Genomic DNA, 22,903 nt, shown 5'->3' on the forward strand with positions numbered 1-22,903 from the left:
GAGATTGGCCCGCAGGCCGCTTTTCTTTTTCTGGGCGCGACGCGCTCAGCGCATCTCGGGCGGCAGCGTGCCGCCGTTGGCCGCGATGCGGGTCATCACCTGCTTGTGCAGCCAGATGTTCCATTCGGCGGAGCCCGGTTCTGCGCTGCCCGTGTAGATGAACTCGTTGGCCAGTTCCTTGCGGGCGGCCAGGCTGCTGTCGAGGCCGAGCAGCTTGAGCAGGTCCACGATGGAGGTGCGCCAGTTCAGCTGGGCCGCACCTGGCTTCGCATCGAGGATGGGGGCCACCTCACCCAGGGGGATGGACGGCGGTGGCGCGGGCACGGCTGGCGCCGCCGGAGCCGGCGCAGCGGTCGCCGACGGTGCGGCGGGCGCGGGGGCCGGGGCCGGGGCCGGGGCCGGGGCCGGGGCGGGCGCAGCCTGTGCGCCGGGGAAGATCTTGGAAAGGATGCTGCTGAAGATGCTCACGGGCATGACTCCTGGGTCGGATGGGGAGGAACAGTCACCGCTCGGCGGCGGGTGCCCGGTTCTAGCACCCGTGCGGGGTGGCCCTGCGTCAGCGGCGGCCGTGTTCGTGATCTTCTGCCGGCTTCTGCGAAGAAATGTTGCTTAATTCTGTATCTGGACCGGGAGTGGCGGTCGGCCGGGTTTCCGCCGCCTTGCCACAGCCGTGGCAGAAGCGCGCGAAGGCGCTCTTGCGGCTGCCGCAGCCCCCGCAGCGGTCGAACAGGCCGATGCCGCAGTGCGGGCAGAAGTCGATGGCCGCGTTCTTCAGGTCCACCGGCCGCTCGCAGCCCGGGCAGACGCCCTTGGCCAGGCGCGCCAGCGCCACGTCGTAGTCCAGGGCCTGGCGCCGTGCCGGCTCGGGCCGGGCCTCGGCCGCCTGCTGCCGCGCCAGGTAGCGCTGCAGCGCGGCGATGGCCCAACGGCCGGCCAACAGCGTCAGCACCACGCCCACGCCGTAGCGCACATAGCCGCCATAGCTGGGCAGGTAGGGCACCAGCTCCACGAAGAAGGTGAAGAGGGCGAAGAAGACGAAGCCCCAGACGAAGGGCCACCCGTTGCCCTTGCGGTGCCGCACGAAGAGCCAGCCGGCGACGGCCAGCAGCGGCAGCGTGAGGGCGAGGCGGTAGCCGAAGACGCGCAGTTCCTGCCGCCGCTCGGCCGCCTGCAAGCGCTCGGCGGCGGCCGCTTCCAGTTCGTCCAGCTGGCGCTGGCTGCGTGCAGCGGCCTGGCGGGCATCGAGTGCCCGCTGCTCCTGGCGCTCGGCCGCCGCCTGGGCCTGCCGCTGGGCGGCACGCAGTTCGTCGAGGGCGCGCGTGCGTTCGATCAGGGCCGGGTCCTGCTCCGGCCGGGCGGTGGCGCTGCGCGTGGCCAGCCAGTCGCCGAGGCTGGCCTGCGCCGAACGGGTGTTGGCCTGGGCCGTCCGGGCGCGCAGTTGCGCCTGCGCCAGGGCCTCGTCGGCCTCGGTCCGGGCCTGTTGCGCGCGGGCCAGGGCGTCGCGCTGGGCCTGTGCGGCCGACCGGTCGATGAAGTCGTCCAGCCGCAACTGGCGCTCCACCCGCGGCAGGTCGCCCACCACCGTGCCGCCCAGGCCGATCAGGAAGCTGGCGAACACCAGGGACAACAGCCACAGGCCACGACGGAACCAGGCTTCGGACAGGCGCAGGGAGGTCTTCATGGGCGATTTCCTTTCAGGCTCGGCCGTTGGACAGCGCTTGGGGGATCCAGCCGCTCGCCCGCCGCCCGAGATGAATCGCATCGTGCCCGGGCTTCGACCTCACGGCAGTGCCGGGCTGTACCCCGCTCGGAATTTGCAGCTTCAGGTATCGCCAGGCGATACCACCGCGCAGGCGCCCGTTCAGCCGGCCGCCCGCCGCGATGGTCGCGTGCCGGCATGCAGATCGGCCCGCACGAAGGGGCGCTCGTTGCCGGCCATCCAGGCCGCGGTGCGGCCGATCAGTTCGTGCGTGGGCGCGCGCGTGCCGGGCGGGATCACCAGCGCCGGCAGTACCAGCGTGAGCAGCACCGGCAGCAGGCGCAGCCTGGGGTGCGGCTTGCTCCGCTGGCCCCACAGGAAGAAGCCGCTGGCCGACAGCCCGAGCAGGAAGCCCGACACCACCTCCGACACCGAATGCGCGTCCAGGGCCAGACGCGAATAGCCGATGGCCATGCCCAGGGCCCAGCCCGCGAAGGCGGCCGCCACGCGCCAGCGATGCGCGAAGCTGGAGACCGCCAGCCACAGCGCCACCGGCCAGAGGGTGGTCGACAGCGTGGTGTGGCCGCTGAAGCCGGTGAAATCGATGGCCGCGATGCCCAGCCCCCAGCCCATGAAGGCCAGCTTGCCCGCCACCACGGTCGCGCCCGCCGTGCCCACGCACAGCAGCCACAGCCACATCACCGGCCGGGTCCGCCGGGCCCAGCCCAGCCAGGCGGTGATGGCCAGCGCCATCGGCATCATCAGGCTGCTGTCGCCCAGCCAGGTCAGCGCATGCCAGTTCAGAAAAGCGTTCATCAATGAGGAATCAAGACTGCGTCAGCAGGTTGGACACCCGCGCACGCAGCAGTTCAGGCTGCACTGCCGAAGCTGGCAGCGGTTCACCCACGTTCAGGCCCACGCGGCTCCAGAAGCCGCGGCGGAAGGGCCGCACCATGGCCACCGGCTCGCCGCCGCGCAGCTCGATGCGGCTGAAGTACGAGCCCCACAGGTTCGTCAGCGCCATCGGCACCACCGGCACCGCCAGGCCGTCCTCCTGCGCGCGGGCCAGGATCTTCATCACGCCGCCCTTGAAGGGCTGCAGCGTGCCGTCGCGCGTGATGCCGCCTTCGGGAAAGATGCCCAGCAGGTCGCCCTCGCGCAGCACCTGGGCGGCCTCGTCGAAGGCGCGCTCGTAGGCGGCCGGGTCTTCCTTCTGCGGCGCGATCGGGATCGCCTTGGCCAGCCGGAACAGCCAGCCCAGCACCGGCACGCGGAAGATGCGGTGGTCCATCAGGAAGCGGATCGGCCGCGGGCTGGCCGCCATCAGCAGCACGGCGTCGACGAAGCTCACGTGGTTGCACACCAGCACGGCCGGGCCCTGGTCGGGGATCTGCTCGTCGCCCCGCACCTTGAAGCGGTAGACGAAGCGCGACGCCACCCAGGCGATGAAGCGCAGCAGGTACTCGGGCACCAGCAAAAAGATGTAGCCCGCCACCACCGCATTGGCGATGCCGGTGAAGAGGAAGACTTGCGGAATGCTGAAGCCGGCGCCGATCAGCGCCCCGGCGATCACCGCGCTGGCGATCATGAACAGCGCATTGAGGATGTTGTTGGCCGCGATGATCCGCGCGCGGTGCGTGGGCTGACTGCGCAGCTGGATCAGCGCATACATCGGCACGCTGTAGAGGCCGGCGAAGAGCGAGAGCAGCGCCAGGTCGGCCATCACGCGCCAGTGCGCCGGCTGCGCCAGGAAGGCGCCCAGCCCCATCTCGGCCGAAGGCGGCAGCCCGCGCGAGGCGAAGTACAGGTCGATGGCGAACACGCTCATGCCGATGGCACCCAGCGGCACCAGGCCGATCTCCACCTGACGGCGCGACAGCGTCTCGCACAGCAGCGAGCCCGCGCCGATGCCCACCGAGAACACCACCAGCAGCAGCGAGGCGACCTGCGCATCGCCGTGCAGCACCTCCTTGGCGAAGCTCGGGAACTGCGACAGGAAGGTGGCGCCGAAGAACCACATCCACGAAATGCCCAGCAGCGAGCGGAACACCACCGTGTTGCCATGCGCGAGCCTGAGGTTGCGCCAGGTCTCGGTCACCGGGTTCCAGTTGACCGCGAGGCCCGGGTCGGTGGCCGGTGCGGCGGGCACGGCCTGCGCCGTCAGCCGGCCGATGACGGCCACCGCCACGCAGGCTGCCGCCACGGTGCCGTGGCCGATGCCGGGCAGCGCCACCAGCAGGCCGCCGGCCACCTGGCCGAGCAGGATGGCGACGAAGGTGCCCATCTCCACCATGCCGTTGCCGCCCGTCAGCTCGTGCGGATCGAGCGCCTGCGGCAGGTAGGCGAACTTCACCGGGCCGAACAGCGTGGAATGCAGGCCCATCAGGAAGACGCAGCCCAGCAGCACCGGCACGTTGGCGGCCACGAAGCCCCAGCCGGCCAGCGCCATGATGGCGATCTCCAGCGTCTTGACCAGCCGGATGATGCGGGCCTTGTCGTACTTGTCGGTGAGCTGCCCCGCAGTGGCCGAGAACAGCAGGAAGGGCAGGATGAACAGCGCCCCGATCACCAGCCCCGCCAGCGAGGGCGGCAGCCACGCCACCTGCAGCTGGTAGGTCACCATCACCGTGAAGGCGAACTTGAACAGGTTGTCGTTGGCGGCGCCGGCGAACTGCGTCCAGAAGAAGGGCGCGAAGCGGCGCTGGCGCAGCAGGGCGAACTGGTTGGCGTGAGCGGTCATGCGGATGGCACTGCGGAAGGAAGGACCGCCGGCGCGCGGGCATTGTGCCGGAGCAGGCGGGACGGACGGCCGCCACTGTCCATGCTGCCGTGCCCGCCCGGGCGCGGCAAACGATACAAGCCCCGATCTCGCGCCGCGCGGTATCGTCCAACAATACCGCCATGAGCACCACCGTCGATCTGGTCCGGGCCATCAAGGCCGAACTCAAGGCCGCAGGCATGACCTATGCCAACCTGGCCGTGGCCCTGGGCCTGGCCGAATCCAGCGTCAAGCGCATGCTGGCCCGGGGCGACATGCCGCTGGCGCGCGTCGACGCCATCTGCCGCGCCCTGCGCATCGACTTCGCCGACCTGGCGCGGCGCGTGGCCGACAGCCAGCCGCTGCTGCGCGAGCTGACGCAGGAGCAGGAGCAGGCCGTGGTGCGCGACCGCAAGCTGCTGCTGGTGGCCATCAACGTGCTGAGCCAATGGACGCTGGAGCAGATCGTCGGCACCTACCGGATCACCGAGGCCGAATGCATCGGCTACCTGGCGCAGCTGGACCGCATCGGCATCATCGAGCTGCGGCCGCTCAACCGCTACCGGCTCAAGGTGGCCAAGACCTTTCGCTGGCGGCCGCACGGGCCGGTGATGCAGTTCTTCCGTGAGGAAGTGGTGCTCGACTACTACGCCGGCGGCTTCGACGGCCCGGCCGAGGGGCTGCTGCTGGTGCACGGCTCCATCTCGCGGGCGCTGGCGCCGGCCTTCCTGGAGCGGCTGCAACGCGTGGCGCAGGACTTCGCCCAGCAGCACCAGACCGACCAGAAGCTGCCCGCCGGCGAGCTGGAGGGCTACACGCTGCTGCTGGCGATGCGCGAGTGGGAATTCGGCCAGTTCACCCAGCTGCGCCGCTAGAGCGGAACACCCCCCATGCCGCTTCGCGGCACCCCCCTCTCTGGCGCCTTCGGCTTGGAGGGGGGCGCACCCACAGGCCTGGCGAAGCCAGTTCCTGGGGTGCCCAGGCATGGCCTGCTCCGCGTCCATTCGAGTCTTGTGGCCGCGCCAGTTTCAGGCGATGCGGACAGGGTGGGCTTGGTTGAACGCGACCGGCCCCCTAGAATCGCGCCCCGCAGGAGAACGCACCGCCCGCCTGCACAGGCCGGGCGGCGCTACCGAAGGCGCAAACTCCCATAAACGCTCAGGTCGGTCCGGCAACGGGCCCGTACTGCAACATCCATCACGCCGTCTGGAGAGTCGCCACACCATGTGGCGCACCGAAGGAGCAAACCCGCCGCGAGCGCTGCGGGTGAAACTCTCAGGTACCAAGGACAGGGGGAGCGGCAACCTGAACGCGTCATGCGGCGGTTGCCCCCTTGTGCCCCAAGGACGGACCCCGCTGCCGCGTTCATGCGCTGCAACCTGAAAGGGGTTCTTCCATGCGCGTGATCGTCCTCGGCGCCGGCCTGCTCGGCACCACCTCCGCCTACTTCCTCTCCCAGCTCGGCCACGACGTCACCGTCGTCGACCGCCAGGCCACGCCCGGCGCCGAGACCAGCTTCGCCAACGGCGGGCAGATCTCCGTCAGCCATGCCGAGCCCTGGGCCAACCCCGGCGCGCCGCTCAAGCTGCTGAAGTGGCTGGGCCGCGAAGATGCGCCCCTGCTCTTCCGCCTGCGGCCCGACCTGCGGCAATGGCTCTGGGGCTTGTCTTTCCTGCGCGAATGCACGCCCGCGCGCACCCGCCACAACATCGAACAGATCGTGCGCCTGGGCACCTACAGCCGCGACGTGCTGCAGCAGCTGCGCCGCGACACCGGCATCGCCTACGACCAGCGCACGCAGGGCATCCTGCACTTCTACACCTCGCAGAAGGAGTTCGACGCCGCCCTGGCGCCGGCCGAGCAGATGCGCCAGCTGGGCTGCGAGCGGCAGGTGATCGACGCCGACCAGGCCGTGCGCCTGGAGCCCGCCCTCGCCCACATCCGCCCGCAATTGGCCGGCGCCACCTACACCGCCGAGGACGAGTCGGGCGACGCCAACCGCTTCACCCGCGAACTGGCCAGGCGCGCCGAGGCGGCCGGCGTGCGCTTCCTGATGGGCCACACCATCACCGCGCTGCGCGAGGTGGCGGGCGAGATCGACCATGTGGAGGCCACCGACGCCGAAGGCCGCTATCAGCGCCTGCGCGCCGACGCGTACGTGCTGGCGATGGGCTCGTTCAGCCCGCTGCTGGCGGCGCCGCTCGGCATCCGGCTGCCGATCTACCCGGCCAAGGGCTATTCCGTGACCATGCCGGTCAAGGACGCGAGCCGGGCGCACCAGGTCTCGCTGACGGACGACGAATTCAAGCTGGTGTTCTCGCGCCTGACCGGCCCGCAGGGCGACCGGCTGCGCATCGCCGGCACGGCCGAGCTCAACGGCTACGACCGTGACCTGAGCACCGTGCGCTGCGAGGCCATCGTGCGGCGTGTGGAGCAGCTCTTCCCGGGTGCGGGCGACACGGCCCGGGCCCAGTTCTGGAGCGGCCTGCGCCCGGCCACGCCGAGCAACGTGCCGATCATCGGCGCCAGCCGCGTGGGCCGGCTGTTCCTCAATACCGGCCACGGCACGCTGGGCTGGACGCATGCGTGTGGCTCGGGCCAGTCCATCGCGCGCATCGTGAGCGGGCTGGCGCCGGAGGTGGATTTCGCGTTCACCGCCGACACCCGCCATGCGGGTGTGCTCCGGCCGCTCGCCAGCGCCGCCTGATCCGCCAGCCCGGCGTAAGGGCGCAGGGGTGCAGGGGCGCGCTATCGTCGGCCGCATGACCACCGCCCACCACCGCCGCCCCGTCGATCTGGCCAAGGCCTACCGCCTGCTCAACCACGGCCCCACCGTGCTGGTGAGCGCGGCGGCGGGCGGCCGCCGCAACATCATGGCGGCCGCCTGGGCGATGCCGCTGGACTTCGATCCGCCCAAGGTGGCCGTTGTGCTCGACAAGAGCACCTACACCCGCGAGCTGCTGGAGGCCAGCGGCGAATTCGTGCTGCAGGTGCCGGTGCGGGCGCAGCTGGACCTGTGCAATGCGCTGGGCAGCGTCTCGGGCCGCGATACCGACGCGCTGAGCGGCGTCGACAAGTTCGAGGCCTATGGCCTCACCACCTTCGCGGGCAGCGTCACGGGCGCGCCCCTGCTGGAAGGCTGCGCCGCCTGGCTGGAATGCCGGCTGCTGCCCGAGCCGCCGATCCAGCAGCGCTACGACCTGTTCCTGGGCGAGGTGGTGGCGGCCCAGGCCGATGCCCGCGTCTTTTCGGAAGGTCGCTGGCACTTCGACGGGCAGGACGCGCTGCGCACCCTCCACCATGTGGCGGGCGGGCACTTCCTGATCGACGGCGACGCGGCCGACGCGCAGCCGCTGGCACCGCTTCGGCGCTGAACCGGCCCGCCGCGCACTGCGGCGGTGCTTTTTGTACGCAATTTCCGGCGGCGATTGCGTGCAAACAATGAGCGCACGCTGGCACACGCCTTGCGTAGGTCTGCGGCATGGACGCCATCGCCACGCCATCGCCCGCCGCCATCGAGCTCGTCGCGCTGACCAAGCGCTATGCGCAGGGTGCGCCGGCCGTGGACGCCATCGACCTGCGCATCGCCAGCGGCAGCTACTGCTGCCTGCTCGGCCCCTCGGGCTGCGGCAAGAGCACCACGCTGCGCATGATCGCCGGCCACGAATCGGTGACCGGCGGCGACATCCTGCTGGAGAACCGCAACATCACCGACCTGCCCGCCGCCGCGCGTGGCACGGCCATGATGTTCCAGAGCTTCGCCCTCTTCCCACACCTGTCGGCGCTGGACAACGTGGCCTTCAGCCTCAAGATGAAAGGCGTGGCCAGGGCCGAGCGCCAGGCCCGCGCGCAGGACCTGCTGGAGCGCGTCTCGCTCGGCCACCTGGCGGAGCGCAAGCCGGGTGAGCTGTCCGGCGGCCAGCAGCAGCGCGTGGCGCTGGCCCGGGCGCTGATCACCCAGCCACGCGTGCTGCTGCTGGACGAGCCGCTGTCGGCCCTCGACCCCTTCCTGCGCGTGCAGATGCGCGCCGAGCTGCGGCGCTGGCAGAAGGAGCTGGGCCTGACCTTCATCCACGTCACGCATTCGCAGGAAGAGGCGATGGCGCTGGCCGACACCATGGTGGTGATGAACCAGGGCCGCATCGAACAGGTCGGCTCGCCGCATGCGGTCTACAACGCGCCGGCCACGGAGTTCGTGGCGCGCTTCATGGGCGGCCACAACGTGATCCAGACCGGCGCCGGCAAGGTGGCGGTGCGCAACGACCACCTGCAGATCCGGCCCGCCGCCGCCGAGGCGCCCGCCACCGCCGCGCCCGGCCTGGGCGCCACCGTCACCGACGTCGAATACCAGGGCACCTACGTGCTGCTCGGCCTGCAGGCGCAGGACGCGGCCGGTGCCAACGGCGTCTCGGTGATGCTGCCCGAAGCCCGCTTCGCCGAACGGCCCTATGCCTTGGGCGAAGACGTGCACCTGTTCTGGGCGCCGCACCAGGCGCATGCACTGCCGGCCTGAGGCGCACGCCCCAGCCGTCGCCCCGTCCTTTCTTTTTTCCAACCGCGCTCGCGCTTCCTCATCCCCCAAGAAGGAGTCCTCGATGTCCGACACGCTCGATCCCCGCACCCCCGGCCTTTCGCGCCGCAGCCTGCTGCAAGGCGGCGCCGGCATGGCCGGCATCCTGGCCACGGGCGCGGCGCCTTTCGTCCATGCGCAGGAGAAGATGGTGCTGCGCTACCTGGGCACCGCGGTGAACCAGGACAAGGCCATCGCCGAGAAGTTCAAGGCCGACACCGGCATCGAGATCCAGTACGTGGCCGTGACCACCGACGACGTGACCAAGCGCGCCGTCACCGCCCCCAACAGCTTCGACCTGATCGACACCGAGTTCTTCTCGCTCAAGAAGATCGTGCCCACCGGCAACCTGAAGGGCATCGACGTCAAGCGGGTGAAGAACGCCGACAAGATCACCTCGCTCTTCACCAAGGGCGAAGTCGCCGGCAAGGCCGTGGGCGATCAGGGCACGGCGCCCAAGAAGGTGATCTTCCTCGAAGGCGAGAAGAGCAAGGTCTTCGCCAAGGCGCCCACGCAGTGGATGACGCTGATCCCCACCACCTACAACGCCGACACGCTGGGCATCCGCCCCGACCTGATCAAGCGCCCGATCGAGAGCTGGGCCGAGCTGCTCAATCCCGAGTTCAAGGGCAAGGCCGCGATCCTGAACATCCCCTCCATCGGCATCATGGACGCGGCGATGGTGGTAGAGGCCAAGGGCATCCACAAATACAAGGACAAGGGCAACATGAGCAAGGCCGAGATCGACCTGACGATCAAGACCCTGATCGAAGCCAAGAAGGCCGGCCAGTTCCGCGCGCTGTGGAAGGACTTCAACGAGTCGGTCAACCTGATGGCCTCGGGCGAGGTGGTGATCCAGTCGATGTGGAGCCCCGCCGTGACGGCCGTGCGCAGCAAGGGCATCGACTGCGTGTTCCAGCCGCTCAAGGAAGGCTACCGCGCCTGGGCCTCGGGCTTCGGCCTGCCGGCCACGCTGTCGGGCAAGAAACTCGACGCCGCCTACGAGTTCATCAACTGGTTCCTCGACGGCTGGGCCGGTGCGTACCTCAACCGCCAGGGCTACTACAGCGCGGTGCTGGAGACGGCCAAGGCCAAGATGGAGCCCTACGAGTGGGCCTACTGGATGGAAGGCAAGCCGGCCACGCAGGACATCAAGAGCCCGCAGGGCGTGGTGATCGCCAAGGCCGGGAGCGTGCGCGACGGCGGCAGCTACGAGCAGCGCATGGGCGGCATCGCGTGCTGGAACGCGGTGATGGACGAGAACGAGTACATGGTCCGTAAATGGAACGAATTCGTGGCCGCATAAAGGGACCACCCCCGTTGCTTGCTCACTTCGTGTAGCCGCCTCCCCCCTCAAGGGGGCGCACCCAGCGGCCCGGCAAAGCCGGTTCCGCGGGTGCTCCCGCGGCGGCTCGCTGCGCTTGCCGATCTCTACATCCTTGGCTGAAATGAAGCGTCCTGACCTGTGCTGTCCTGCGCCCCTCTCCCCTCGCGGGAGAGGGGTTGGGGAGAGGGGGTGCGCGGGTCATAACGAGCGTGTGCCTTGCAACCGTCGCAGCCCCCTCTCCCCAGCCCTCTCCCACAAGGGGAGAGGGAGCAAGACGCCGTTCGTGTGTCGCCGCACGGTCCCCGCCGCTGCGCAAATTTCACGCGGCGCGGATGGCGCACAGCGCCAGGAAAAAACCCTATGAGTGCTCCCGCATCCAGCGTCCATGCTCCTGCGCCGATGGAAGGCGGGGTCAAGCCGTGGTGGCAGGCGGCGCCGTTCGCGCTGGTGTTCCTGCTGTTCTTCGTGGTGCCGCTGGTGCTGATCGGCATGGTCAGCCTGTGGGACTTCAACGAGTACGAGCTGATCCCCGCGGTCTCGCTGCGCAACTACCTCGCGATCTTCGAGGGCTGCTCGCACCTCACGGACAACGGCGACCTGTGCGTGACGCTGTCGACCTACCTGTCGACCTTCAAGTTCTGCCTGCTGGTGTGGGCGATCACGCTGCTGCTGGGTTTTGCAGTGGCGTACTTCCTCGCCTTCCATGTCCGCACGCCGGGCATGCAGACGCTGCTGTTCGTGCTGTGCACGGTGCCCTTCTGGACCAGCAACGTGATCCGCATGATCTCGTGGGTGCCGCTGCTGGGCCGCAACGGGCTGGTCAACCAGACGCTGATGGGCCTGGGGCTGGTGCACGAGCCGGTGGAGTGGCTGCTGTTCTCCGACTTCTCGGTGGTGCTGGCCTTCGTGCACCTCTACACCATGTTCATGATCGTGCCGATCTTCAACAGCATGATGCGCATCGACCGCAGCCTGCTCGAAGCGGCCGACGACTGCGGCGCCTCGGGCTGGCAGACGCTGTGGAACGTGATCGTGCCGCTGTCGCGCACCGGCATCCTGATCGGCTCCATCTTCGTCATCACCATCGTGATGGGCGACTTCGTCACCATCGGCGTGATGGGCGGCCAGCAGATCGCCTCGGTGGGCAAGATCATCCAGGTGCAGACCAGCTACCTGCAGTTCCCGCTGGCGGCGGCCAACGCGGTGATCCTGCTGGCGGTGGTGCTGATGATCATCTGGGCCTTGACGCGGGTGGTGGACATCCGGAAAGAGCTTTGACCCACCCCCGTGGCGCCTTCGGCGCCTCCCCCTCGAGGGGGCGGCACCAGCGGCCCGGCGGAGCCGGTTCCGCGGTGCCACCCGCGAAGACCGGCGACGACAGCAACGATAGCGACGACAGGAGCGACTTTCATGCAGGCTCGGGTTTCTGAGGCGCGTGCGCCGGGGTTCTGGCCGCTGGCAGCGGTGTTCGTGCTGTTCGTGCTCTTCCTGTACGGGCCGATGTTCACCATCTTCGTGCTGTCCTTCCAGGGGCCGGAGGGCGGGCTCACCTTTCCGATGCGGGGGGTGTCGCTGCACTGGTTCCGGCAGCTGGCGGAGGGGCTGGGCACGGTGGACATCGGGGCGGCCTTCCGGCGCTCGCTGGCGCTGGGCACGGCGGTGATGGCGCTGACGGTGGGGCTGTCGGTGCTGGCGGGGCTGGCCTTCCGCAAGCGGCTGGCGGGCGGCGGCGCGCTGTTCTACGTGAGCATCGCCAGCCTGATCATGCCGTCCATCATCGTGTCGCTGGGCATCGGCCTGCAGTTCCGGCTGATCGACACCGGCCTCAAGTCGGCGCTGGCCGCGCTGGGCGCGGACGGCATGCTCGAAAATTACGGCACTGCGCTCGGCCTGTTCACCTCGGCCCTGGGCGCCCACCTCACCTGGACGCTGCCTTTCGGCCTGCTCATCATGTTCGCCGTGTTCAACCGCTTCAACCCCGCCTACGAGGAGGCCGCCCGCGATCTGGGCGCCACGCCGTGGCAGAGCTTCCGCCATGTGGTGCTGCCGCTGATCGGCCCCTCCATCGTCGGCATCGGCATGTTCGGCTTCACGCTGAGCTGGGACGAGATCGCCCGCACCTCGCAGGCCGTCGGCGACGTCAACACCCTGCCGCTGGAGCTGCAGGGCCTGACCTCCACCGTCACCACGCCGGCCATCTATGCGCTGGGCACGGTCACCACCGTGGTGTCGCTGGGCGTGATGGGCCTCACCGTGGGCCTGGCGCTGCTGCTGCGCCGCCGCCAGACGCCGGGCCGCCGATGACATCGGACGACAGCAGCCCCGCCGCCGCGACCACGGCGCTGACCGAGGCGCAGATGTACGAGCGCATCGTCTCGGCCATCCTCGACCACAAGCTGCCGCCCGGCACCAAGCTGGTGGAAGACAAGCTGGCCAGCGCCTTCGGCGTCTCGCGCACGCGCATCCGTCCGGTGCTGGTGCGCCTGGCCAACGAGCAGGTGGTCACGCTCACGCCCAACCGCGGCGCCACCATCGCCGAGCCCACGCAGGAAGAGGCGCGCGAGGTCTTCGGCGCGCGGCGGCTGATCGAGCCGACGCTGGTCGAGCTGTTCGTGGCCCGCGCCAGCGATGCCGACGTGCAGCGCCTGCGCGCCTCGGCCGAGGCGGAGGAGACGGCCCGCACCAGCGGCGACATGCGTCGCGCGATCCGTCTTGCGGGCGACTTCCACCTGGCCATCGCCGAGCGCTCGGGCAACCAGACGCTGGGCCGCATCCTGCGGGAGCTGATCTCGCGCACCTCGCTGATCCTGATGACCTACAGCTCGGCCCATGCCGACGAGCGGGAAGAGGCCACGGCCTGCGGCTGCCGCGAGCACCGGGCGCTGATCGACGCCATCCGCCTGCGCGATGCACCGGAGGCGGCAAGGCGTATGCACGAGCACCTGACGCGGCTGGAGTCGCAGCTGGCCTTCGATTCGCGGCCGGAGACGGCCGGCGACCTGGCGCGGCTGCTGGGCGTGGTGGGCTGAGACGGCCCGGCGACCCTGCGCAGGACCTGTGCCGGGTTGGTCGAAGGGTCGAAGGGTGGGTGCCCAGGCTTCGACAGGCTCAGCCCGAACGGTGGCGGATCAATTGACGCGCAGTGGAAGGCCCGGCGCGGCCGCATGCCGGCGCAGCCACAGCGCCCGCACCATGACGCCCACCACCGTCAGGTTGGCGGCCAGCGTGACCACGTCCAGCCAGTGCATGTGGCGCACCAGCGCCAGCACCTCAAAGGGCAGGTAGATGGCGCCACTGAGAGCGCCCAGCCACTCGGCCCAGGCCCGCTCGCGGAACAGGCCGTAGGCCTCGGTGAAGCGCACCAGCGCATAGGCCGCCGCCCCGGCCGACAGCAGCGCCAGCCGGCCGTCCTGCAGATGGGCCGCGAAGTCGATGAAGACCTGCGGCTCGTGCGAGGCGGGGTTGAGGTGCAGGTGATGCACCAGGTGCTCGGCCACCGTGCGCAGGTCCTTGTGCAGCAGCAGGAGCAGCCCTGACGCCGCAGCGACGGCGAGCACGCCCTTGAAGGCTTCGATGAGGGCGACCAGCCGGATGGCGCGGGCGGAGCGGGAATGCATCGCGGGATGATCGCACGGCCCCCCGACGCCGCCGGGTCGGCGCGGCCGGCTCTTTCAGGCGTGCGGCCAGCGCACGAAGGCGGGCAGCGCCTCGGCCTCGGCCGAGAAGGCCGCCTGCATCGGAAAGTCCGCGGGCGCCAGCACGCCCGGCAGCAACTGCTGCGTGAAATGCCAGCTGACAGCAATGGCAATGCCGGCATGACCGATGGCCCCGGCGCGGGCGCCGCCGGGCACGGGCGCGCGGCGCATCTCGGCCTCCAGCAACTGCCAGGCGGTGCGCATCTGGCCCGTCACGCGCTCCGACCAGGGCGCATGTTGCCGCTCGGCCGGGCGCAGTTCGCGCTCGTAGACGGCCTGCACCGCCTTCTCGCAGGCCGCCAGGGCCAGGCCGGTCAGGCGCAGGGCCCGCACGCGGTCGGTGGCATCGGTCGGCCACAGGCTGCGGCCCGGGCCGGCGAGTTGCTCCGCGTGCATCAGGATCAGGGTCGAATCCATCAGCGCCTGGCCGTCGTCCAGCACCAGCGTGGGCGCCTTCACCACCGGGTTGTGGCGGCGGAATTCCTCCATCTGCCGGAAGACCGACAGGGGCTTCGATTCGAAGGGCAGCCCCAGCAGCTCCAGGGCGATGGCGGTGCGCCGGACGTAGGGCGAGTCCAGCATGCCGATCAGTTGCATCATTTCAGTTCCACTTCAGCAAGTCAGGCGGGCATCAGTGCCGCCCCTTTCAATCTACCCTGCGGCCACGGCAAGAACCATCGACTTGTTCTGCGCCAATCCGTTAGTTCTTCTTCAACGACCCCCGCCTTCCATGAGCGACCTGCCGCCCCTGCAAGCCCTGCGATGCTTCGAGGCCGTGGCCCGGCTGGGCAGCGTCACCCGCGCGGCCGAGACGCTGCACGTCACCCATTCGGCCGTGAGCCAGCAGCTGCGGCACCTCGAATCGCTGCTGGGCCTGGCGCTGTTCGAGCGCGAGGGCCGCGGCCTGCGGCTGTCCGAGAACGGCCGGCTCTATGCGCTGCAGGTGCGCGCCGCCCTCTCGGACATCGGCGATGCCACCCGCAGCCTGCGGGTGCGCCCGCGCGAGGGCGAGCTGGTGGTGTCGGTGATCCCCTCCTTCGGCCTGCACTGGCTGCTGCCGCGACTGCCGCGCTTTGCCGAGCGCCATCCGCATGAGCGCATCCGCCTGCAGGCCGGCCTGGACGTGCAGGACCTGCGCCAGGGCGCGGCGGACGTCGCCATCCGCATGGGCCATGGCCCCTGGGAAGGCCTGAGCCAGCAGCCGCTGTTCGAGGACGAGCTGCTGATGGTGGCCGCGCCGCATTTCCGCGGCGGCCAGTTGCCGGCCACGCCGGCCGAGGTGCTGGCCTGCCCGCCGGTGCGCTCGGCCGAATCCTGGTCGAGCTGGTGCGAGGCCGTGGGCCTGCCCGAACCGCCGCCGCTCGCCGGCCTGTGGATCAACGATTCCAACCTCACGATCGAGGCCGTGCGCCTGGGCCAGGGCGTGGCACTGGAGCGGCGGAGCATCGTCCACGGCCTGCTGCAGCGCGGCGAGCTGGTGGCGCTGACCGACGTGCGCGTGCCCTATCCCTATCCGTACTGGCTGGTGTGGCCCATCACGGGCGGGCGGCGGGGGCCGCCGACCGCCTTCGGCGACTGGCTCGCCGAGGAAGTGGCGACCTACCGGGCCGAGCTGGCGGGCGCTTGAGGCCGCCGTTCGGCCCCGTCCGAGCGCGTCACTCCGCGGTGAACACCGTCAGCACGCCGGTGTAGCCGTACAGGTGATGGCCGGCGATCTCGCCGCCAGCGAAGAAGCCCGTGAGCGGCACGTCGCCCAGCGCATGCCGCAGGATCTGCAGCTCGGCATTGGGCGCCCCGAAGTGCGGCCCGCCGCGGCCCACGCAGCTGATGTAGACCGCGCCGGCAATGCGCCGCGCCGGGTGCGGCGAGGCATCGGTCTCCGACAGTGCCAGTGCCTGCGCGGTGGCCAGGCTCTGCTCCTGCGGCTCCAGGCTTTCGCGGATCTCGGCGCAGATGCGCATCAGGTCGGCCCGCGCGGCCTGGGCGTTGCGGCGGCAGAAGCTCATGCGCATGCCGGCCTCGGCCCGGTCGGCGATGGCGACGGCGCGGCGTTTGGGGTCCAGCCCGATGATGTGGCGCACCCGCGCCTGCGGGCCCAGGTCGCCGGTGATGCGCACGCCGTCGGTGCCGGCGGCCGACAGGCCCACCAAGGTGGCCCGCACGGTGTCGATGGCCTGCTGCGGGTCGCGTTCCAGCGAGATGTCCAGGTCTTCGAGCAGCACGTCCAGGGCGGGTCGGCCGTCGAGCGTGAGCAGCAGGTTCTCGTCGGCGCCGGTGATCTCCCGCTGGCGCGAGACGGGCTGGCAGCCCTGCGTGACCTGCGTGGCCAGCCCCACCTCGGGCCCGAAGGCCACGCCCGACAGCCCGCCCTCGAACACACCGCGCGTGGCGCCCTGGCCCGCCATGGTGCCGTTGCCGCCCAGCGCGAACTGCAGCGCGCCCGCACGGCCCGAGGCCAGGCCACCGAAGAGCAGGCCGTCGTCGGTGCGGCCGGCGACCTCGGCGATCAGCTCGGGCAGCTCGGGCGTCTCGGGGTCGGCATGCACCAGCGCGCAGCGCGCGCTGAAGCCGGCATTGGGTCCGTCGCCCGGCGCATGGCCCGAAGCCGCCAGCGGTGCCACGCCCGAGAACACGCGGTACTGGTCGGCCGGCACGCCCAGCAGCATCACGCTGATGGCGGGCTCGTCGATGTACTCGGCGGCATTGGCGACGATGCCGGCCGCCACGGCGCCGGCCCAGTCGCTCACCTCGGGCAGCTCGGCCGCCAGCAGGTCGAGGATGTCGGCCGACTCGGCCGTGTAGTGGTCAGTGACGTAGAGCAGGCCCAGCGAGGGCGAGGATTCGTAGTCGGGCAGCGCCATCTGGGCGCGCAGCTGCGCCAGCACCAGGCCGGCGGCCATGCGCCAGTCGGGATGCGTGGCGTGGCCGGTGGGAAAGAGCTTCATCCGGTGCTCCGGTTGCCGCCGGTGCGGCGGGCGCTAGTGGCGGTGGAGGCGGCGGCCGGCTTCTTGCCGGTGCTGGATTTGGAGGCCGCTGGCTTCTTTCGCGCCGCTGTCTTGCGGGACGCGGCCTTCCTGGCCGGCGCCTTGCGGCCGGCCGACTTGGCGGGAGCGGCCGGCGCCTCGGGCATCGCGCCAGCCGCGGCCATCGGCATCTGCATGGCCGAAGCGTCCTTGAGGGCCTGGCTGGCGATCTGCTGGAACTGCTGGGTGAGCGAGCCCCACCATTGCAGCGGGTCGATGACGCCGGGCGCAGCGGCGGCAGGGGCGGCAGGGGCGTCGGCCTCCTCCCCCGCCGGGGCCTCGGCGGAGGGCGCCGGGGCGGGCGCGGGCTCCGGCGCTGCATCGCGCGCCGCGGGTGCCGCCGTGGCCGCCGCTGTGGCCTCGCGCACCGCCTCGGCCGCACGGGTGGTCGAATCGGCGAAGGCCTGGGCCAGGTCCTCCATGCGCACGTTCATGCCGCGCAGGGTCGACAACGTCATGCGCTGCACTTCGAGCGCCTGGATCGTGGCCTTGAGCGCGTGGCCGTTCTGCTCCAGCCAGTACTGCACGGCCTTGAGTTCCTGGATGCGCTTGTCGATCTCCTCCACGCTGAGCGTGGGCGCGACCCAGCTGGACATGCCGCCCAGCCCGGGCATGGCGCTGGCGGCGGAGGCCCCGCCTGCGGCGAGGTTCCGCAGGAAGTCGAAGCCCGGCACGAACTGGGCGAAGCTGAAGGGGGGCGGGCTGGCATCGGACATGGGGCGTCTCCTGTCTGGCATTCGAAGGCGGATCGGGCGCGCATGGCGGCGGCATCGCGGGCTCGCCACCGGGGCGGGCGGCCGGCGTGCCAGCTTACCCGAGCGGGCGACGTGCGCGGCGTCGGCCATCGGCCCACCGTGCGCGGCGCCACCTTCTCGCGACGGCCCGCCTGGCACGGCCGGCGTTCACGAGACGCGCATGCCCCTCGTCGGCGTGCTCCATCAGGCGCCTGCGATCAACCCAGCTGCGCCGGATTGAGCCGCCAGACCACGGTCATCAACACGCCGGCAAAGCCCAGCCACGCCACATAGGGCAGCAGCAGCGCACCGGCCAGCGCCGAGCGGCGCCAGAAGGCGACCAGCGTCGCCAGTACCAGCAGCACCAGCACGACCTGCACCGCCAGCGATGCGGCGCCCAGGTGCCACACGAAGAAGAACCAGCTCCACGACGCATTGACCGCGAGTTGGACGACGAACAGGCCGAGCGCGCCCGGCGCAGCCGCCCAGCCGCCGCGGCGCCAGACCAGCCAGGCCGAGATCGCCATCAGCGTGTAGAGCGCACTCCACACCGGGCCGAAGAGCCAGGCCGGCGGCGCCCAGTCGGGCCGCGTGAGTTCGCCGTAGAACCCGGCCGCGTTGGCCGAGGCCAGCCCGCCGACACCGGCCGCCGCAAAACACAGCAGCAGCCAGCCGACCAGGCCCAGCACCTGGCGGGCGCGGGACGAAGCAGGCGGGTTCATCGAAAGAGAAGTGGCGTTCATGGGCTGGACCTCCGGTGCAATGCTGGCGCGACATCCGCCACCGGCGGGTGGGACGCCGCCCTCTCCTTACGCCAGCGCCGCCGCGCCGGATCAGTCGCCGCCGTCGCCCCCGGCGGGCGGCGCCTCGGCGCGGGGCCGTCCGCCGGGCGGCACGACCTCCTGGTCGATGGCGCCGAAGACGGAGCGGCCGTCCAGGCCCTTCATCTCGATGCGCACGGTGTCGCCGAACTGCATGAAGCCGGTGCGCGGGGCGCCGTCCTGCAGCGTCTCCATGCAGCGCTTCTCGGCGATGCAGGCATAGCCGCGCGGCCAATCGAGTCGGCCCGCCGCGTCTTCCACGCCCGGGCTGCTGACCGTGCCGCTGCCGACGATGCTGCCGGCGCGCACGCGGCGGGTGGCCGCCAGATGCGAGATCAGCTGGCCGAAGTGGAAGTGCATGTCCGGACCCGCCTCGCACAGGCCCACGGTGCGGCCGTTCCAGGCCACCTGCAGCGTGAGGTGCACGCGGCCTTCGCGCCAGGCCTCGCCCAGCTCGTCGGGCGTCACGGCCACGGGGCTGAAGGCGGTGGCGGGCTTGCCCTGCACGAAGCCGAAGCCCTTGGCCAGCTCCGCCGGGATCACGTGGCGCAGCGAGACGTCGTTGACCAGCATGAGCAGACGCACGCCGTCCAGCGCCTGCTCGGGCGAGGCGCCCATGCGCACGTCGCCGGTGACGACCGCCACCTCGGCCTCGAAGTCGATGCCCATGGCTTCGCTGGGCACCACGATGTCGTCGCAGGGGCCCAGCAGGTCGTCGCTGCCGCCCTGGTACATGAGCGGGTCGCTGCGCAGGCTGGCCGGCATCTCGGCGCCGCGGGCGCGGCGCACCAGCTCCACGTGGTTCAGGTAGGCCGAGCCGTCGGCCCACTGGTAGGCGCGCGGCAGCGGCGCCATGCACTGGGCCGGGTCGAAGGGAAAGGCATGCCGCGCGCGGCCGCTGTTGAGCAGGTCGTACAGGTCCTGCAGCTGCGGGCTCATGAAGCCCCAGTCGTCCAGCACCTGCTGCAGGCGGTGGGCGATGCCGGTGGCGTAATGGGCCTGCGTCAGGTCGCGCGAGACCACGACCAGCTGGCCGTCGCGCGAGCCGTCCTTGAGGGTGGCGAGTTTCATGGAGGCGTGAAGGGGATGCGGCACGCGGCCGGAGGTGGGCCGCACGCGCTGACTAAACTCATCGGGATGCCGTTCCCCATCGCCGCGCCGTGTGCCTTCTGCCCACGGGCTGCGCGATCGGCGAGGGCCATCCCCCAGGACGGGGCAGTGTAGCCAGCCGCTGTTCCGCCGAAGCCGCCGATGACGCCGAGCGCCTCCTCCACCGACCTCCCCGCCCCCCGCCGCAGCCCTTGGCGCGCGCTGGCCTTGCTGGCCGTGGCGGTGGTGCTCGCGCACGTGCTGCTGCTGGGCCTGCTGCCGCTGGGCAGCGAGCCGCCGCCCCTGCCGCTGGCCCACAGCTTCAGCACGCGCGAGGTGGTGATCGCGCCGCCGGCCCCGGCAGCGGCCGCCCCTGCGCCTGCACGCGCCGCGCCGCATGCGGCGCCCCGGCACCCCGCTCACCGGCCCGCGCCGGCGGCGGCGCCGCGCCCGGTGGCCGAGCCTGAACCACCAGCGCCCACCCTGCCCGCCGTCGAAGTGGCCACCGCGCCGGAGCCGGCCGCCTCGGCGCCCGCCCCGCAGGCCGCGGCATCCGCGCCCGCCGAGGTGGCGGCTGCCGACACCGACAACGGCGGCGGATCGCAACGTGGCGGACTGCTCGGGCCCGGGGGCGGCGATGGCCCCGGCGGCAGTGGCGACGCCCCCTCGGGCCCGCCGGCCGGCACGCCCACGGCGGGCGCCACCGTGCCGCTGCAGCTGCCGGGCTCGGTGAAGCTCGACTTCGACGCCACGGGCCAGCAGGGCATGCAGCCCATGTCGGGCGTGTTCGGCGAACTCACCTGGCTGCAGGACGGCGACCGCTACAACGCGCGGCTCTCACTCAAGGTGCTGTTCCGCACCATCCGGGCGCAGACCAGCGAGGGCCGCATCGGCCCGCAAGGCATCGCGCCGGAGCGCTTCTCGGACCGCCGCCGCAGCGAAGTCGCCACGCATTTCGTGCGCGACACGGGCGAGATCGTCTTCAGCAGCGCCAACACGCGCGTTCCGCTGCAGCCGGGCGCGCAGGACCGGCTGAGCATCCTGATGCAGCTGACGGCGCTGGTGGGCGGCGACCCGGCGCGCTACACGGCCGGCCGCACGATCAGCCTGCAGGTGGCGGGGCCGCGCGATGCCGATGTGTGGACCTTCCGCGTCGAAGGCGACGAGACCGTCGCCACGCCCTCCGGCGAGCATCCAGCCCGCCGCCTGGTTCGCCTGCCGCGGCGCGAGTACGACCAGAAGATCGAGGTCTGGCTCGCATCCGACCTTGGCTGGCTGCCGGTGCGCATCCGCCAGACCGAGGTCAACGGCGACTTCGCCGACCTGCAGCTGCGCAGCGCCGACAAGGCACAGTGAGATGCGCCGCCGCAACAGCGGCGCCCCAGGGGAGACCCTTTGCGGACGGGCCCGCGATGTGCCGCGTACATTAGGGCGGCGCATTGGCCCACACGAGATCGGCAGCTCTTGAATCTGGCGCATTGATTGCTAAATACATGACCATGTCCCTCATCGACTCTCTGAAGCACCCCGCCATGCACATGCTTTACGACTCCGACAGCTTCGTCGTCGTCCACGTGCAGCCGGAGGAGGGCAGCCGCCCCGCCGGCAGCCATCCGATGCTGTCGCGCGACGGCTTCGAGATCGTGGACAAGCGCTCCGGCAAGGAGGTCTACCTCGACGGCTCCTGGGCCGAGCTGTTCCAGCAGCAGATCGCCGCCTGGCAGGAGAACACCCCTACGCAGGAAGAGGTGGAGGACACGCTCGAAGGCTATGCCGAGCTTGCGCAGAACCCAGTGCTGATGCACTGACAACGCCGGCGATAAGAAGGTATCGGCACGAAGAGGCCCGCATCGCGCGGGCCTTTTGCTTTTCGGGCGTTCCTCTCACTTTTCCTCGATGCTGCGTGCCTCCCGCGTAGAGGGAAACCGACGCCATGATCCTGATCGAAGGGCCGCGGAGCAGGCCAAGCCAGGGCACCCACGGAACTGGCTTTGCCAGGCCGTGGGGTGCGCCCCCCTCCAAGCCGAAGGCGCAAGGGAGGGGGGAGCCGCGAAGCGGCATGGGGGGTGTTTCACTTCACCGCCGCCTGTAGAGGCGCTCGAACAGCGGTCCCGTCAGGAGCAGCACCGCCACCAGCCGGCAGACCTGGAAGGCCGTCACCACCGGCACGCCCAGCTGCAGCACCTTGGCCGTGATCGACATCTCGGCGATGCCGCCCGGCGAGGTGCCCAGCAGCAGCGTGGTCCAGCGCAGGCCGGTGGCCCAGGCCAGGACTTCCGCGAACAGCGCACAGGCGCCGATCATGGCCACGGTGCCCACCGCCACCGAAGCCAGCCAGCGCGGCGCGGTGTGCACGAACTCGCGCGAGAAGCGCACGCCCAGGCTCACGGCGATCACCAGCTGCGCCGAGTTCGACAGCCACTGCGGCACGGCCGAGGGCGTGATCCCGTTCATCGAGATGCCCGCCGTCACCAGCAGCGGACCCAGGAACCAGGGGTTGGCGCGCCCCAGCCGCCGCATCAGCCAGGCCCCTGCGGCGGTGGCCACGGCCATCAGCGCGAAGCCGCCCCAGCGCACTTCGCGCAGCGCGGCGGGCACGCTGTCCAGCCCATGCAGGCCCGCCCATTGCAGGCCGAAGGGAATGCTGACCGTCACGATCACCAGCCGCAGGCTGTGGGCCGCAGCCACCAGGTCGGTGCGCGCACCCGCCCGTTCGGACAGCAGCGTCATCTCGGACGCGCCGCCGATGGCGCCTGCAAAGTAAGTGGTGGCTCTCAATGTGCGCGGCGGCAACTGGGGCATGTGGCGCGCGTGGACCCGGTCCAGGCAGAGCCCGAAGCCGGTGCCCAGCGCCAGCGCCCAGGCGATGGCCAGCACGATGGCCCACCACAGGCTGGCCACCAGCGCCGTCACCTCGGGCGTGAAGTACAGGCCCAGGGCTGCGCCGATGGTCCACTGCCCGCCATTGCGCAGCGGCGCCCAGCTCGCGGTGGGCAAGCCGGCCATCGAGGCGAAGGACACGGCCAGGATGGGCCCGATCATCCAGGGCAGCGGCGTGTGCAGCAGAAGGCACAGGCCCGCGGCCGCCAGGGCCAGCAGCAGCGTGCCCAGCACGCGCAGCACATAGGGAGGGGGACGCCGGACAGCGGCAGCGGAAGACGGCACGGGGGACGACGAACGGAAGAAG

General features: G+C 71.0%; 22 protein-coding genes and 1 riboswitch. Of the genes, 11 read left to right on the top strand and 11 right to left on the bottom strand.

The genetic code is table 11. The features are described from left to right. Positions 1 to 45: 45 nt before the first annotated feature. From L0984_RS07495 to L0984_RS07510, 4 genes are all read right to left on the bottom strand, one after another. Positions 46 to 468 carry a DUF3597 domain-containing protein gene (locus tag L0984_RS07495; RefSeq protein ID WP_234193098.1) on the bottom strand — a complete coding sequence of 141 codons (423 nt, stop codon included), beginning with the start codon at positions 466 to 468 and terminating at the stop codon, positions 46 to 48. A gap of 88 nt (positions 469 to 556) precedes the next feature. Next, positions 557 to 1,681, bottom strand: coding sequence for a zinc ribbon domain-containing protein (locus L0984_RS07500; protein WP_234193099.1), 1,125 nt, complete (start codon positions 1,679 to 1,681; stop codon positions 557 to 559). A 180-nt stretch (positions 1,682 to 1,861) separates the two neighbouring features. Continuing rightward, positions 1,862 to 2,515 carry a phosphatase PAP2 family protein gene (locus tag L0984_RS07505; RefSeq protein WP_234193100.1) on the bottom strand — a complete coding sequence of 218 codons (654 nt, stop codon included), beginning with the start codon at positions 2,513 to 2,515 and terminating at the stop codon, positions 1,862 to 1,864. Between the two features lie 10 nt (positions 2,516 to 2,525). Continuing rightward, a complete protein-coding gene (locus L0984_RS07510; protein WP_234193101.1) occupies positions 2,526 to 4,439 on the bottom strand; it encodes an MFS transporter in 1,914 nt (637 codons plus the stop codon). 161 nt (positions 4,440 to 4,600) lie between these two features. On the opposite strand from L0984_RS07510, the gene L0984_RS07515 reads away from it, so the two are divergent. From L0984_RS07515 to L0984_RS07550, 8 genes are all read left to right on the top strand, one after another. Further along, a complete protein-coding gene (locus L0984_RS07515) occupies positions 4,601 to 5,332 on the top strand; it encodes a helix-turn-helix domain-containing protein (RefSeq protein WP_234193102.1) in 732 nt (243 codons plus the stop codon). A gap of 321 nt (positions 5,333 to 5,653) precedes the next feature. Next, positions 5,654 to 5,759: riboswitch (glycine riboswitch) on the top strand. A 94-nt stretch (positions 5,760 to 5,853) separates the two neighbouring features. Continuing rightward, positions 5,854 to 7,164 carry a D-amino acid dehydrogenase gene (locus L0984_RS07520; RefSeq protein ID WP_234193103.1) on the top strand — a complete coding sequence of 437 codons (1,311 nt, stop codon included), beginning with the start codon at positions 5,854 to 5,856 and terminating at the stop codon, positions 7,162 to 7,164. Positions 7,165 to 7,219: 55 nt separating this feature from the next. Continuing rightward, positions 7,220 to 7,831, top strand: a complete 612-nt coding sequence (locus tag L0984_RS07525; RefSeq protein ID WP_234193104.1) for a flavin reductase family protein — start codon at positions 7,220 to 7,222, stop codon at positions 7,829 to 7,831. Positions 7,832 to 7,938: 107 nt separating this feature from the next. Beyond that, the gene (locus L0984_RS07530) at positions 7,939 to 8,970 is read left to right on the top strand and encodes an ABC transporter ATP-binding protein (RefSeq protein ID WP_234193105.1); all 1,032 of its coding nucleotides are present in this window, start codon (positions 7,939 to 7,941) and stop codon (positions 8,968 to 8,970) included. Positions 8,971 to 9,052: 82 nt separating this feature from the next. Then, the gene (locus L0984_RS07535) at positions 9,053 to 10,333 is read left to right on the top strand and encodes an ABC transporter substrate-binding protein (protein ID WP_114801404.1); all 1,281 of its coding nucleotides are present in this window, start codon (positions 9,053 to 9,055) and stop codon (positions 10,331 to 10,333) included. Between the two features lie 381 nt (positions 10,334 to 10,714). After that, entirely contained in the window at positions 10,715 to 11,632 is a 918-nt protein-coding gene (locus L0984_RS07540; protein ID WP_234193106.1) for an ABC transporter permease, read from the top strand. Positions 11,633 to 11,764: 132 nt separating this feature from the next. After that, complete coding sequence (locus tag L0984_RS07545) at positions 11,765 to 12,658, top strand: ABC transporter permease (protein WP_234193107.1); 894 nt, start codon at positions 11,765 to 11,767, stop codon at positions 12,656 to 12,658. After that, positions 12,655 to 13,383 (top strand): GntR family transcriptional regulator, encoded by a 729-nt coding sequence (locus tag L0984_RS07550; RefSeq protein WP_043114341.1) that lies wholly within the window; start codon positions 12,655 to 12,657, stop codon positions 13,381 to 13,383. The genes L0984_RS07545 and L0984_RS07550 overlap by 4 nt, the downstream gene beginning before the upstream one ends. A gap of 99 nt (positions 13,384 to 13,482) precedes the next feature. On the opposite strand, the gene L0984_RS07555 is transcribed toward L0984_RS07550, so the two are convergent. Continuing rightward, on the bottom strand, positions 13,483 to 13,971 hold the full coding sequence (locus L0984_RS07555; protein WP_234193108.1) for a DUF2127 domain-containing protein: 489 nt from the start codon (positions 13,969 to 13,971) through the stop codon (positions 13,483 to 13,485). A 54-nt stretch (positions 13,972 to 14,025) separates the two neighbouring features. Continuing rightward, positions 14,026 to 14,646 (bottom strand): glutathione S-transferase family protein, encoded by a 621-nt coding sequence (locus tag L0984_RS07560; RefSeq protein WP_234193716.1) that lies wholly within the window; start codon positions 14,644 to 14,646, stop codon positions 14,026 to 14,028. Positions 14,647 to 14,779: 133 nt separating this feature from the next. Between L0984_RS07560 and L0984_RS07565 the strand changes: the two genes are divergently transcribed. Continuing rightward, positions 14,780 to 15,676, top strand: coding sequence for a LysR substrate-binding domain-containing protein (locus tag L0984_RS07565; RefSeq protein WP_234193109.1), 897 nt, complete (start codon positions 14,780 to 14,782; stop codon positions 15,674 to 15,676). A gap of 28 nt (positions 15,677 to 15,704) precedes the next feature. Here the strand turns inward: L0984_RS07565 and L0984_RS07570 are convergent, their stop codons facing one another. The 4 genes from L0984_RS07570 to L0984_RS07585 all read right to left on the bottom strand — a co-directional run bounded on the left by L0984_RS07570 (position 15,705) and on the right by L0984_RS07585 (position 19,698). Beyond that, a complete protein-coding gene (locus L0984_RS07570) occupies positions 15,705 to 16,994 on the bottom strand; it encodes an FIST signal transduction protein (RefSeq protein ID WP_234193110.1) in 1,290 nt (429 codons plus the stop codon). After that, a complete protein-coding gene (locus tag L0984_RS07575) occupies positions 16,991 to 17,788 on the bottom strand; it encodes a PhaM family polyhydroxyalkanoate granule multifunctional regulatory protein (protein WP_234193111.1) in 798 nt (265 codons plus the stop codon). Before L0984_RS07575 ends, L0984_RS07570 begins: the two co-directional genes overlap by 4 nt. Before the next feature lie 236 nt (positions 17,789 to 18,024). Next, complete coding sequence (locus L0984_RS07580; protein WP_234193112.1) at positions 18,025 to 18,549, bottom strand: TspO/MBR family protein; 525 nt, start codon at positions 18,547 to 18,549, stop codon at positions 18,025 to 18,027. A 90-nt stretch (positions 18,550 to 18,639) separates the two neighbouring features. Continuing rightward, positions 18,640 to 19,698 (bottom strand): fumarylacetoacetate hydrolase family protein, encoded by a 1,059-nt coding sequence (locus tag L0984_RS07585; protein WP_234193113.1) that lies wholly within the window; start codon positions 19,696 to 19,698, stop codon positions 18,640 to 18,642. A 180-nt stretch (positions 19,699 to 19,878) separates the two neighbouring features. Here L0984_RS07585 and L0984_RS07590 point away from each other — a divergent pair, with 180 nt between their 5' ends. Together L0984_RS07590 and L0984_RS07595 are read left to right on the top strand one after the other, a co-directional pair. Beyond that, positions 19,879 to 21,072 (top strand): DUF3108 domain-containing protein, encoded by a 1,194-nt coding sequence (locus tag L0984_RS07590; RefSeq protein WP_234193114.1) that lies wholly within the window; start codon positions 19,879 to 19,881, stop codon positions 21,070 to 21,072. Between the two features lie 176 nt (positions 21,073 to 21,248). Next, the gene (locus tag L0984_RS07595) at positions 21,249 to 21,524 is read left to right on the top strand and encodes a BTH_I0359 family protein (RefSeq protein ID WP_076507731.1); all 276 of its coding nucleotides are present in this window, start codon (positions 21,249 to 21,251) and stop codon (positions 21,522 to 21,524) included. Positions 21,525 to 21,792: 268 nt separating this feature from the next. Here L0984_RS07595 and L0984_RS07600 read toward each other — a convergent pair whose 3' ends face one another. Next, the gene (locus L0984_RS07600) at positions 21,793 to 22,881 is read right to left on the bottom strand and encodes an AbrB family transcriptional regulator (RefSeq protein ID WP_234193115.1); all 1,089 of its coding nucleotides are present in this window, start codon (positions 22,879 to 22,881) and stop codon (positions 21,793 to 21,795) included. Positions 22,882 to 22,903 lie beyond the last annotated feature (22 nt).

Origin of the sequence: Pseudacidovorax sp. NFM-22, from assembly GCF_021401245.1 — a bacterium.
In the GTDB taxonomy this organism is placed as follows: domain Bacteria; phylum Pseudomonadota; class Gammaproteobacteria; order Burkholderiales; family Burkholderiaceae_C; genus Xenophilus.